At 67.7% G+C, this 13,280-nt stretch carries 8 protein-coding genes; 5 read left to right on the top strand and 3 right to left on the bottom strand.

The genetic code is table 11. The features are described from left to right. Window positions 1–112: 112 nt before the first annotated feature. From ABD268_RS00215 to ABD268_RS00230, 4 genes are all read left to right on the top strand, one after another. The gene (locus tag ABD268_RS00215) at window positions 113–436 is read left to right on the top strand and encodes a helix-turn-helix transcriptional regulator (protein WP_344145780.1); all 324 of its coding nucleotides are present in this window, start codon (window positions 113–115) and stop codon (window positions 434–436) included. Beyond that, window positions 429–1,745: a tyrosine-type recombinase/integrase gene (locus tag ABD268_RS00220; RefSeq protein WP_344145783.1), complete on the top strand. Its 1,317-nt coding sequence runs from the start codon at window positions 429–431 to the stop codon at window positions 1,743–1,745. The genes ABD268_RS00215 and ABD268_RS00220 overlap by 8 nt, the downstream gene beginning before the upstream one ends. Window positions 1,746–1,937: 192 nt before the next feature. Then, a complete protein-coding gene (locus ABD268_RS00225; RefSeq protein ID WP_344145786.1) occupies window positions 1,938–2,831 on the top strand; it encodes a DUF6602 domain-containing protein in 894 nt (297 codons plus the stop codon). A 182-nt stretch (window positions 2,832–3,013) separates the two neighbouring features. Next, window positions 3,014–4,027, top strand: coding sequence for a hypothetical protein (locus ABD268_RS00230; RefSeq protein ID WP_344145789.1), 1,014 nt, complete (start codon window positions 3,014–3,016; stop codon window positions 4,025–4,027). A 517-nt stretch (window positions 4,028–4,544) separates the two neighbouring features. On the opposite strand, the gene ABD268_RS00235 is transcribed toward ABD268_RS00230, so the two are convergent. The 3 genes from ABD268_RS00235 to ABD268_RS00245 all read right to left on the bottom strand — a co-directional run bounded on the left by ABD268_RS00235 (window position 4,545) and on the right by ABD268_RS00245 (window position 12,579). Next, window positions 4,545–6,668: a GmrSD restriction endonuclease domain-containing protein gene (locus tag ABD268_RS00235; RefSeq protein WP_344145792.1), complete on the bottom strand. Its 2,124-nt coding sequence runs from the start codon at window positions 6,666–6,668 to the stop codon at window positions 4,545–4,547. A gap of 134 nt (window positions 6,669–6,802) precedes the next feature. Further along, window positions 6,803–7,690: a DUF7669 domain-containing protein gene (locus ABD268_RS00240; protein WP_344145795.1), complete on the bottom strand. Its 888-nt coding sequence runs from the start codon at window positions 7,688–7,690 to the stop codon at window positions 6,803–6,805. Between the two features lie 47 nt (window positions 7,691–7,737). Next, window positions 7,738–12,579, bottom strand: a complete 4,842-nt coding sequence (locus tag ABD268_RS00245) for a DEAD/DEAH box helicase (protein WP_344145798.1) — start codon at window positions 12,577–12,579, stop codon at window positions 7,738–7,740. Window positions 12,580–12,762: 183 nt separating this feature from the next. Between ABD268_RS00245 and ABD268_RS00250 the strand changes: the two genes are divergently transcribed. Then, window positions 12,763–13,251, top strand: a complete 489-nt coding sequence (locus tag ABD268_RS00250; protein WP_344145801.1) for a hypothetical protein — start codon at window positions 12,763–12,765, stop codon at window positions 13,249–13,251. Window positions 13,252–13,280 lie beyond the last annotated feature (29 nt).

Genomic DNA, 13,280 nt, shown 5'->3' on the forward strand with positions numbered 1-13,280 from the left:
GCGCTTAGGTGTCACACAGCGTCACATAGCAATTCCCCGCTGGTGCCGACTGGTTCGACCTGGTTCGTGCGGGGATTGCCGAGATCGGGACTGCACCGCACCGGTCCAGCGCATGACCGACCAGAACATGGCCCAGAGCCACTGCTGTAACCACTACCCGAATCGCGTCCTCCAGAAGCGCGACCTCGCCATCGAGCTCGGCGTCTGCGAGAAGACCGTGGACAACCTCCTGAGGGCCGGCAAGCTACCGAAGCCCTGCTGGCTGAACTCGATCCCGGTGTGGATGCTCTACGACATCCACGCCTTCCTCAGCGCCCAGGCGGGGAAGCCGCGCACCGGCGACGCGCACGCGGAGACCCCCGCCAAGTCCACTGCCTCCAAGTCCAAGCAGGCCGCCAAGCGCACCACGCACAGGGCGGGTAAGTACAGTGCCTGAGCGCAAGCGACCCGCCGCCAAGAAGAAGCTCGCTCGCCGCCGCGACGACGACCCCGTCAAGGTCTTCAAGGACGGCCGCGTCGCCTGGTGGCCCAGCGGCGTCCCCGGCGTGGGCGAACGGAAGATGAAGCGCAAGAAGATCGGCGAGGAGGCGTGCGCGTTCGCCGAGGAGAAGTACGCCGAGATCGACCGCCACCGGGCTCGCGGCCCGCTCAGCCACGTGGCGCTGGGCGAGGTCTGGCTCCGCTACGTGAAGTACCTCCGGGACACGCAGACCCCGCAGGGCACCACGGACCAGTACCGCTCGAACTGGAACTGCCACATGCCCGAGGAGGTGGCCGACGTCAGCTGCGGCGACCTCGACGTCAGCCACTGGACCCGGATCTTCGAGGAGATGCTGTCCGACGGCGCCACGAAGCAGACGATGCGCGCGGTGTCGCGCACCCTGGGCGCGCTGCTCACCTACGCCGAGGACCGGAACTACTTCGGCGACCGCGACCCGTTCGGGGTCTCGGGCGACCGGCGCGGCAAAATCGTGGCCAGGCTGGCCAAGAAGGCACCCGAGGCCGCGGACCAGGAGCAGATCGGCACGGAGCACTGTCCCGCCCCGGCCACGGTCCACCGCTACGCGCAGGTCGCCGAGCGGGTCTTCCCCGGCTACGGGTTCCTGCTGGTGCTCCTGGCGTTCGCGAGCGGGCTGCGCTTCACCGAGTGCCTCGGCCTCCGGATCGAGCACATCGACCTGGCGACCGGTCAGATCCGGGTCGTGCAGCAGCTCAATCGGTACCAAGCCTGGCCTGCAGTGGCGCCTCCCAAGGGCGGCAAGTCCCGGACAGTGCGAATCTGGGCCGCGTATGAGTGGGTCTTGCGCCGCCTGGTCGAGCAGGCGGCCACCCACACCGGAGATCACGCCGGCTGGCTGTTCCCTCCGGACAGGCCGGTCAAGCGCTGGGCCGACCGGGTGAACCGGCTCATCAACCAGGACGCCGTCGCGCTCTTCAACGAGGACGCGCACGAGAAGGCCCACGGCGACGGCGACCCCGAGTCGTGGGACTGGACCTTCCACTGGCTCCGTCACGCCTTCGCCTCGTACGGCCTGGCCTCCAAGGACCAGGGCGGCCTGGGCTTCAGCGTCACGTACGTGCAGCAGCAGCTCGGCCACGAAAAGCCCTCCACGACGACCGACCAGTACCAGGCGCCCCTCGCTGGCGAGGGCGACCTGGCCCGGGAGATGTCCGAGAAGCTGCCGTGGGAGGTCTCGCGGGTTCCGGGGGCGACGGCGTCGCGCTCGACCGACGAGGTTGCGTGACGGCACCAGAGCAGCCGCCCTGTCATCCGGTACTCGTTTGCAGCGCGGACGAAGGCTGATGCCCGTGGGCGGCAACCGGCCGTCGACATGCGGTTGGGTCGGTTGGGGCGGCGACGAGCGGGGCTGGCAGGGTTTGGTCCGGCATCCGCGGCGGATCGGCCGCACGACTGGGCATGAGTTGGGGAGCGGGCAGTGGCAGATCGGTTCTACGCGTTGCTGGACGGCCTAGCCGCAAACGCGGCTGACGCGTACGAGCGGGCTCGCCGGATCGCCCGGGAAAGGGACCCGAACCACGCCGGTCACATCGGCGAGGCGACGTGGTCTTCAATGCTGACCACGTGGGGACCCGGGTGGCCGGTCGTCACCCGGAAGTACATCGTTGGCCCGGGCGGTGAGACGAACGAGGTCGACATCATCGTGCTGAAGCCGGACTACCCCACAGCACTGCGGGAGGAGTCCTCTGTCCTAGTGAGCGGCGTCGCAGCCGCGTTCTCGTCAAAGCTGACCTTGAAACCGGAACACATCGACGAAGCCATCGGACAGAAGAAGGCCATCCTGCAGGCGGTGTGGCGCCCCACCAGCTGCGTCAAGGAGTCGGTATCGGGGCCGTTCCCGTTCGGTCTACTGGCCCATGGCGCCACGGAGGCGCTGCGCAAGGCACCCGACTTCCCTGGCGCGCTGCAAGATCTGTACGAGCGGCGCGCGCACGGCCAAGCAGAGCCTCTCGTGACGAGTCCGCGGGAAGAACTGGACGGGATCCTCGTGGCGACCCGGGGATTCGTGTCGATGATGCGCACGTCTGTTGTCTTCGAGGGCGTCGGACACCCGTTGGGAGGACCGACCTCGGCCATGGTGAGGTACTCAGCAGACGCGATCCGCCCGGGCCTCCCGATCGCCCAGTTCCTGACGTGGATGCACCATGCCGTCAACCCCGGCGGTCGGTCCTCCCTGCAGTCACTGGTCCACATGCTCGGGGCGGACAGCAACAGCGGGTCGATGACGAAATGGCAGATAGACGCGTACCCAGACCATCTGCGGGACCCGAGGCGCCTGCTGAACGAGTTCGGCAACCCGATGTTGTTCTAGGGATGCGCGGAGCGCGAGGCTCCGCGCAAGGCTAGGACTCGGCCAACGCGATGTCTCTCGTTCCAGGGATCGTGGTCGGCGCTGGTCATCGGTTGCCGCGCACCGAAGGTCTCTACGCTCAGCGTCTCGATGCGGTTGGCATCGGTCGAAGTGCCGCGAGGCCCTGACTTGAGGGAGCAAACATGGACGTGAGTGCGGTCTTTGAGCTGCCGGTGCACATCTGGGTGATGTCCAATGCGCTCGGTATGACCTACCCGACCGGCTTCGGCGACCTGCGGTTCAGCGTCGTGATGCCGGAAGACCGTCAGCCCCTTGGCGGCCCTCCCCTTGGGCTCGGTATCGAGTCGCGTCCCGAGCTCGCCGGCGAGCACGTCGTGTGGACGCAGGAGTACGGCGCGCACATCCCCGAGTCCCGGCAGCCGGCCACCGCACTTCACCGCATAGGCATCACTCACGTCGACGGCCCAACCTACGACCACAGAGCCTGGTTCACCCCCGACCATCAGCTCGCCGAGTTCATCAACGGCTGGTTCAACGAGGTGCGCACCTGGGCGGAGATCATGACCGGGCAGGACCTCGACCCCAACCATCCGGTCTACGACGCCAACCCGGTCGGCGCAGGACTCACATTCGTCGAGCCCCCACACGACGACGCGCTGGGCGTCACCATCGCAATGTCGTCTGTCCTTCCGCTGACTGCGCATGAATGGTCAACCATCCTCAGACTCGTACGCGATGGAGGGGAGCCTCCGCTCGAGGAGGTGCTCAGTCGCGATGCGCGAGCGGCGCACAGGCGCAACGCCACCCGGCGCGCCATTCTCGACGCCGCGACCGCACTCGAGATCGCGCTCGGACGGCTCGTCCGCGACCAGGCTGGACGGCTGCCTGACAGGCAACGCGAGCGCATCAGTGAGCGGACAGCGTTGGGCGGGTACATCTCGATCGCTGAGCAGTCCGACCTCGAGCTCGCAGTGCCGGTCGATCGGCTCCGCTGGCTCAATGACCTCCGCAACGACGCTGCCCATCGGGGCGAAGCGCCGACTCACTGGGATGCCGGCAACGCCGTGCAGGTGATGATCGACTTCCTCGGCGCTCACGGACGGGCACGCCGGAGGGGCGAACGCGAGCCCGATGGCAGCGAGTGGGTGATGGTCGAGCCCGAGAGCGATGACGCCCACGACGTCCAGAAGTCGTGAAGAGCGCGCGGACGCGACACGCCCACGCCGGCGCCCGCGGACCGGAGCGGATGGGTCTCATTGCCCACCGGCGGCGATCGCGCACCGTGCCCGACATGACGACAACTTTGGATGACGGTCAACTTCCCCTGACAGAACTGGCTGCGACCGTGGAGGCAGACACAGATCCTCTCAGCCGCCTCGAGTCCATCTGCCGACTGCGGACAGCGCTCGGAGCAATCGAGACGGCGACTGTGTGCGCAGCGCGCGCGGAGGGCAGGTCTTGGGCCGCCATTGGTGCCGGGCTGGGAATCTCCAAGCAGGCCGCGAGCAAACGTTTCGGCACACAGCAGATGGACAACCAGACGCCGCCTCCTAGGTCTGATCACGGGCAAGCGCGATCGACCCGCGCCGGCTGGGAGATTGCGATTCCGGGTCGGCGGGCGCTGCTCCACATCCGGCCCCGCCGGGACGACGCCAGATGACCGTGCGGACCCGTCCGACGCTTCCAGATGCCGGTCAGCGTCACGGTTTCCTCTCACACGGGAGTGGAGCCGCCACCCGCCGTGCCGGAAGCGAGCTCCGCCCGGAGGTCCTTGAGCCGGCGGCCGTCGGGGAGCTCCCAGAAGACCCACCCGTTGGTGGCGCCCTTGCGTATCTGGCGCCCGGCGCCGGACGGGCTGGAGTAGGTCTTGCCGTCGAGCTGGAGGTCGCCGTTCGCCATGACGGTGCACTCGGCGTGGCCCCAGGCGCCTGCGCGTGCCCGGAGCAAGGTCCCCGGAATCAGGATGCCGGCGACGACCAGGTCCTTGAGGGTGGTGTCGCCGCCCTCGCCGGCGACCCTGCCGGTGACGGCGCCGACGTGGCCCTCTGGTACCGGCCACGTCGCCAGTAGGGCCTCGACCATGGTGGCGGTGCGGTCGTCGATCAGCTTCTCGGTCCAACCGTCGGCCGAGACGTCGCGGATGCGGCGGTTCATCAGCAGCACGTCGTGCTTCTCGAGCTGGGCCCGCTTGCCCTTCTCTCCGTCCCAAGGCCCGTTGGACACCGTGGAGTTCAGAGAGCTGGTGATCAGGGTCAGGTTGCCAAGCCGGTGCACGTGAGCGTCCCGGTCGACCTCCCCGGCCAGGTCAGGCACGGGCCAGTGGCTCTGCCACTTCTGCGGGAGCAGGTGCTCAATCGGGAACCCCAACCTCGGGACCCTCATCCCCGTGCGAGACGGGGTCGGGCCGGCGTAGCCGCGCAGCGCGTCCTCGACCGCCTCAAGCAGCATCCGCAGCCGTCCGCGCTTGAAGCGTCGGTAGACGCTCTCGCCTGCCAAGCCTGCCCTGATCTCCTCGTCGCCGGGCCAATAGGTGCTCTCCGCGTGCTGACGGCGCAGGTACTCCTCCACACGCAAGGCAAGGTCGGTATCCGGCACGTTCAGGTGGGCTCGAATCAGGTCAGCCACCACGCGCCCGTGGTCGCCAGAGGGCAAGCGCAGGAGCAGGCGTCGCACGAGCCAGCTCTCCACCATGCCCACGACGCGGTCGACGGTGTCGGCGGAGTACGGCGAGCCCGGCCCGGTCAGCCAGAGCAGGATTGGCTTGAGGACCTCGGTGTCAGCGGCGCGGGAGCGGTAGACGTTCATCTCGACGACATTCAGGTCCCGCTGGGGCTCCTCGGAAGCCGTCGTCCATCCCTCGTAGGTGTCGGCCTGCGCCTTGATCTCGCCGAGGAGGTCGCGCATGGTCCGCCCGGCCTCGTGCTCCACATGGTGCTTGAACCGCGCGAACGTGGACTTCGGGCCGATCTCCTCCCCCACCCTCGAGATCAGCCACTGGTTCAGGAACAGCGAACTGCGTGAGACCAAGGTGCGGCCCACACTCAGCTCCTTCTCCCAGAACTTGGTCTCGAAGGGCCACAGCTCGCGGTAGGCCTGATGGGTGTCGACCTTCTCGGCGGCCAGGCGTTGGAAGACGAAGTTCTTGATCAGGTCCGCGGCGGTCAGCGGAGTGCCGCGGGCGTTGAGGGTCTCGAAGATCTCTTGGGAGTTCTCGTCGGCGCGCAGGTCGATGACGACCACCTGCAGCGACTGGGTCAGCACGTTCGTCAGGGCCCGGGCCCGGAGCTCGGGCACCTGCGGGCTGTCCTCGTCCTCGGTCAGCCAAGTCCGGACCTGGTCGGCGAAGAAGCGGTGTCCCTTCACCAGGAGCGAGGCATGGTGCTGCAGCCCGTCGTAGGTGATGGGCGGGTCGGCCAGCATCACCTCATCGAACGCGGCCCGGTCGCGGTTGGTGTGGCGCAGCTTCAGCGCCACGTCGCCGTCGGCGAGGAACACTCCGGGGTTATGCGTGAGCGCCTCGAGCTGCCCGGTCAGCTGGTCGAAGCCGAGCACGTCGAAGGCGGCGGCCGCCGCGTCGAACACCACCTGGAGCGTGGTGAGCCGTTGCTGCCCGTCGATGATCGACCAGGCCTGCATGGCGCCGTACGGGATCTCGGACGCCTGGATCACCACCGCACCCAAGAAGTGGGTGGCCGGCGTGCCGGGATGCGCGAGCTGGAACTCCGCGAGCCTGCGGATGTCCTGCCACAACGGCGCCCACTGGTTCTCCTCGTCCCAGACGTAGGGGCGCTGGAACAGCGGGACCACCAACTGCTGGGGCTGCGTGAAGATGGCCATGGGGGTGCGTACGTGGGTGTCCATCAGATGGTCACCGCCCAGGACGTCATGGACTGCGTGTCGGGTGCCGAGACAGACATGGCCGCCATCCTGCCTGAAGCCACACCCGCGCGCACGAGACTGCGTCGACGGGTTCAGGAAGTCTGGCGCAAGCGGTATCGGCCGTGCCCAACCCGATCAAGATCGTCGTAGGAACCGATGTTCGGGCCATGGACCTGTGCGCACATGTGACTCGACATCATCGTGCGAACGGTCGACTCTGCGTACGCCGATCCTCGGCGACGCATCTCGTCAACCACCTCGGCGAGGGTGACCTCGGATCGTCCGGAGCGGGCCACGAGGTCGTGGACAGCGGCCAGGACCTCCGCCCGCGCCCCGCCCCGCACGGGCGCGCCGGTCCCCGTCCCGGCGGCCGCCCGCCGCTGCACCGGGGCCGCGGCGGCCAGCGGCGCAGGGACGCTACCCACGTCAGGGGCATCGACCCGGAACGCGAAGAGGGAAAGGTCCACGTCCACCGGGTGGGCCACCAGGCACGTGGCGGTCACCGGCAGGTGCCACGGCAGGACGCCGATCGCGTCAAGCGCGGTCTTCCGCAGCGTGCCGAGCCGCTCTCGGGTGAGGACGAGCTGCTGCCCAACCGCCGTCGGCCACGACAGTTCCTCGCGACGGCTGAGGTAGCGCCGCAGCTCCGGCTGGAGCACCTGGACGACCCACCGGTCCGCGGCATCGACGACCGCGACCCGGAGGAAGTCGCGGATCAGTTCGCCCAACGTCATGGTGTCCGGCGAGATGCCGGTCCGGGAGGCGCGCGGGTACTTCAGTTCGATCACTGTGCCGTCGGAGCCGTCGACGGTGAGGTCCAGCTTGCCCCCGGCGAGGGCGGGGGTCAGTACCTCGATGGCGAGCCGGTCGGGCGACACCCCGACGGATTCCAGAGCCAGCACCGTGCACCACCGCACCGAGTCCTCGGTGAGGAGCAGGCCTCGACCGGCCGCCCGGTGCTCGCCGAGCCGTCGCGCCACGTCCACCCAGACCTGCTCCCAGTCAGGCTCGAGGGAGGACGTAGCGGTCACTGCTGTTCCCGGATCTCCAACGCCGGCAGACGGTCCACGATCCGCATCGTCTCCACGCTGACCGTGACTACCCGGGCGAGCAGGTCGAGGATGTAGCGCGGGTCGCCGACCTCGCGTGACCAGTCGTTCGGGTCGTTGACGATCCCGGATGCCTTGTCGGTCTTCACGTGGTACCGATCGATGACCCACTCCACAGCCGAGCGCGACCCGAGCTGGTAGCGGTACGCCTCTGCCGGGATCCCGCTCACCGCGATCCGGTCGTTGTAGTGGATGACACTCCGGTCGACCCTCTCCCCCGCCGCCTTCTGCTCGGACGTCGGCTTCCCGAAGCGCATCTTCTTGTCGTCCACGGCGTAGAACGCGTACGCCGCCTCCCCCTGCGGCGCACCGGTGGGGTGCAGGCCCTCCAGCGGAAACGGGTCCACGGACTCGTAGCCGACGTGCAGGTCGCTCAGCGCCCGGCCGGCGGCCGCAAACGCCCGGGCGTCGGCTGTGTCGGCGAGCAGCGGGATGCGCGGCAGCGTCTTCTTCAGGTCGGCCGCGTAGGTCTCCCGGTAGTCCGGCGAGTGCAGAAGCCCGTAGCAGAGGAAGAAGACGTCGTCCTTCGACCAGTCGTCCCCGTACGCCGCAATGAACCGCCGTAGCGCCTCGTCGGAGATGTTGTCGACCCGGCGGAACCCGTCCACGGCCTCCCCGTCTTCACCGAAGTCGAATCCTTCCACGTCAACGCGCTCCCAAGTCCAGCGCGCGAAGAACTGTCCCGCGTTGGAACCGTAGAGAGCCAAGTCGGGTGCCCTTCGCGTCATGAAGACCGAGAAGGGCTTGTCGGCGCCCGGGTTGAGCGCGTAGAACCCGATGTTTTCGTGTTCCGCGGTTGGGAAGAGTCGCGCGAGTTGGTATTGCATCGCGTTCATACTCTTGGCGAAGTAGCTGCGTTGAGCGCAGAAAGGTCGGTACATGCTGACCCGCCATCCTGACGCCTCAACTTCATGCTTCCGGCGCTTCGCGTAATCGGAGTCGAGGTTCCGATTCCAACTGATGCGCGTGCGGTCGCGGTCAACCGGGCGATTCGGGTCGGTCAGCGCCTCCTCGACCTCGCGATTGTAGTTGGCGATCATGCGCGCCACGTTTTCCTGTAAGCCCTGCTGCGAGAAGTTGTAGACCCAACTGTCGCGACCCGTGGCTAGTCCAAGTGAGTAGAGCTGAAAGATCCCACCCGCGTCAGACTTCTCGCCAATAGCCAGGAATGTGTCGAAGTCGCCGCGACGCTGGTTGAGCCAGTCGCCGTGCTCGTTCGGGACCAGGACCGTGGACGCGAATCCCGAGAAGCTGCGGGCTTCGGCGACCTTGCGGAGCTTGTCCTCGCGCGTGAGGTAGTCCCCGATGTCGGTGTAGCGCACCGTGGCCGGACCATTGTGGTTACGGTTCTTGACCAACAATGTGATCGCGACGGTCGCGCGCGAGCCTGCTCCAAAGATCTTGCCTCCCTCCTTGCGAGAGAGTTCACCTGCCGTGCGTTGGTTGCCACGGAGGTTCAGCACGTGGATCGTCGAGAACTCGTCGGGAAGGCTCTTGCGCATGCCGTCGGCCGTGTTGGCGTCGAGGAAGCCGCCATTGGTGACGAAGGCGATGAGACCCCGATCGTGGATTCGTAGAGATGCCCATTTGATGGCGCGGATGTAGGAGTCGTACATCGTGCGCGTTGACCGAGCAGTCGAGCGCGCGGCGTAAGTGTCGCGGATGGCGGCATCGATCGTGGGGTACGTCGCGTTCTTGTTGTCGTCGTTGCCGGAGTCCTGGCCCACTGAGTAGGGCGGGTTGCCGACGATGACTGTGATGGGCAGCCTCCGTTGCCGTTCGATCCGCTCGTTGTTGGCCGGGAAGATGTCCAGGTCGTCACGGTCGTCGTCCTCGTACGCCTGGAAGGTGTCGGTCAGCACCAGGCCGGGAAAAGGCTCGTAGACGCCCGGTGCGGAGCCGTCGCCGTTGGCTTGCGCGGCGTAGGTGGTCTCGATGTTCACCGCGGCGATGTAGTACGCCAGGAGCAGCATCTCGTTGGCGTGCAGCTCGGAGGCGTACTTGCGGGCCAGGTCGTGCGGCTTGATCAACCCGGACTGCAGCAGTCGGACGATGAAGGTGCCGGTGCCGGTGAACCCATCGAGGACGTGCACCCCCTCGTCGGTGAGCCCCTGATCGAACTCCTCGCGTAGGACCTGGTCGGCGGAGTTGAGGATGAAGTCGACGATCTCGATCGGGGTGTAGACGATGCCGAGCCGGTCAACGGTCTTCTTGAACGCTGTGGCGAAGAACTTGTCGTAGAGCTCGATGATGACCCGCTGCTTGCCCTCGGCGTTCGCGACGCCCTCGACCCGGCGGCGTACCGAGTCGTAGAAGCGGTCCAGCGACTGCTGCTCGGCCTCGAGGTTGTGGTCGTCCAGGCTGGCGAGCATCAGCTCCATGGTCTGGGCGACCGGGTTGTGGGCTGCGAAGTCGTAGCCGGCGAAGAGCGCCTCGAAGATCGGCCGGGTGATCAGATGCTGAGCCAGCATCTCGACCGCCTCGTCGGCGGTGATCTGCTCGTTGAGGTTGCCGCGCAGGCCGTCGAGGAACGCGGCGAACTCCTGTGCCGGCGCCGAGCCGGGGTCGGCCAGCAGGCCGTGGATGCGGACGATGTGGGCGCGAGCGATCTCGGCGACGTCGTTGGCCCACTTCTCCCAGTACTTCCGCTCCCCGACCTTCTGCACGATGCGGGCGTACATTGCGTCGCGGTAGGCGTCGATGTCGAAGGACAACGTGAGCTGCTCGCTACGCGGTCGGTTCGGGTCATCCAGGGGATGGTCGCCGCCGATGACCTCGGGGCGTGGGGTGACGTTGTCGATGACCAGCCGGTCGGTGGCGCCCTTGTTGAGCTCGATTTGGTTGATCATCGCGTGGAACCGGTCGTCGTGGGACCGAAGGGCCTGCAGCACCTGCCAAACCACCTTGTAGCGGTCGTTGTCGCGCAGGGCCTCCTCCGGCGACACCCCGGACGGGACGACGACCGGCAGGATGATGTAGCCCAGCTTCTTGCCCGGCGCCTTGCGCATCACCCGGCCAACCGACTGCACCACGTCCACCTGGGAGCCGCGCGGCGTGAGGAACAGCACCGCGTCGAGGGCGGGCACGTCCACGCCCTCGGACAGGCAACGGGCGTTGGTCAGCACTCGGCAGACACCGTCGGGGGCGTCGTCGGAGAGCCAGGCCAGGTGCCGGTTGCGCTCCTGGACGCCCATCGTGCCGTCCACGTGGGCTGCCTGGACCCGTGGTTCGGTGTGTCTGGTCGCGACGTCGCCGTCAATGGCCCGGTCTACCAGGACCGGGAACGACGCGGCGGCCTGCTTGGAGGCCCGGATGTCCTTGGCGAAGGCCACCGCACGCCGCATCGGTGCGATGTCGACCTGGTCGAGGGTGTCACTGTCGGCGTCCCGGCGGCCGAAGTTCTTGGCCAGGCCGTTCCAGCAGCCGATCAGCTTGGCCGCATCCCCTAGGGCGATCTCCCCGGCGGCGGCCATCTCGTTCTGGAAGTTCTCCGCGACGTACTTCTCGTCGACCGCCAGCACCAGGACCTTGTAGTCGGTGAGCAGGTCGGCGTCGACCGCGTCGCCGAAGCCGAGCCGGTGCAGCTCGGGGCCATACACGGTCTCGTCATTCATGTCGGCCAGCACCGCGTCCGCGTCCGCGGCCTTGCGCTTGACCTCGTCGCCGAAGACCCGCGGGGTGGCTGTCATGTACAGCCGCTTGCGAGCCCGCAGGAAGGCGTTGTCGTGGACCTTCACGAAATGCGACTCGTCACTGTCAGCCAGGGTGACCCCGGTGGTGCGGTGCGCCTCATCGCAGATCACCAGGTCGAAGTCGGGCAGCCCCTGCGCCTGGGCCTGGGCGATCACGTCGATGGACTGGTAGGTCGAGAAGACCACCGTCATCCGCGGCGTCGAACGCCGGCCCGTCGACATCCGCGCCACCAGGGTCCCGGCGTCGGTGGTGGCCGGCTCGGTCAGGTCGATCGTGGACAGGTCCCCTTCGTCGGAGACCTTCCGTCCTACCCGGACGTCGGAACACACCGCGAACGGCCGCAGGCCGACCTCGGACTCCTGCATCCACTCCCGCAGGCTCTGGCTCAGCAACTGGATCGAGGGCACCAGGAACAGCACCGTGCCGCCGGCACCCACCAGGTCCTCGGCGATCTTGAGGCTGGTGTACGTCTTGCCGGTCCCGCAGGCCATAATCAGCTTGCCCCGGTCGTAGGTCGACAGCCCGTCGCGGACATCCTTCAGGGCCCGCTCCTGATGCGGGCGCAGCTGCTTGGGCCCGATCGGGACCAGCACCTCCGGGGTGGCCCAGGAGTACTGCGACCAGTCGACCTTGGCCTCGTTGAGGTAGGCCAGGTCCACTCGTTGGACCGGCACCGCCTGGTGCACCGCGGTGTCCTTCGCGGTCGGGTTCCAATCGTCGGCGGTGTCGAAGAAGTAGCGCGACACGAACTCCCGGCCGCCCGAGGCGGACAGGAACGTGTCCAGGTCCCCCTTGGAGACCCGGTGCGTCGGGTCGTAGAACTTGCACTGGATCGCGGCGTACCCCTCGCCGTCCTTCAGCTTGGCGACCAGGTCCACCCCGGTGTCCCGACGCCCCTCCCGCTCGGGCCACTCCGACCACAGCCACACGTCGGAGAACCGGTTCACCCACTCCGGCTCCGTGCGCAGCAGATTCAGCACCAGCCGCTCGAACTTGTCCCCCTTGTCCCGCTCGTCCAGAGCAGTCCCACGGAGTCCCTCGAGAACGTCATGGATCGAGACAGACATGGGCGTCATCCTGCCCCAACCCGTCCGGCCCGCGCAGAGCTACCGCCCTTCCCTGCGCGGTCGACGGTGACGCGTGACCCAGCCCACACGTAGATGTACTGCGAACTCCACACCGAGCACCGCACCATGCTGGACGAAGACCCACACCGGTCCGCGAATGCGACCCTGCGTCCGGTCGGCACCGTGAGCGCCATGCCCGAGGACTACCGCGACCACGACCACACAGCCGAGGACGCCTTCATGGCGTACGTGGCGACGCCGACGCCCGTACAGGCGCACGCGACAGAGCTGGCGATCGCGCGCCTGCAGCGCCGGTACGACCACCTGCTGCGGCGTCTCGACGGCGACGGCGAGCCACCGCCGGTCGGCGTCCACCAGCACAACGCCTGGGACGACCCCGAGGGCTGCCTGGAAGCCGTCCTCCACGAACTGGCCGGCGCCCGCCTCGAGGACCGCGCCGAGACCCTTGCCCACGGCCTGGAGGCGGTCAGGGCGCTCGCGCATCGGGCCGACGAGGCGCGACGGTACGCCCGGCTGCTGTACCAGCAGGTCAGCTTCGGCATGCTCGAGTACGGCGCCCTGAACGTCCCGTCCGACGAAGCAGAGTGGCCCGACTGGCTCACGTACTACGACGGGTGGCACCCCGAGCGACAGAGCCCCGCCAGCGGCTGACAGTCGTCCGCCAGCGACGCCGCAACCCG

The organism is Nocardioides koreensis (genome assembly GCF_039531775.1).
Lineage (GTDB): Bacteria > Actinomycetota > Actinomycetes > Propionibacteriales > Nocardioidaceae > Nocardioides > Nocardioides koreensis.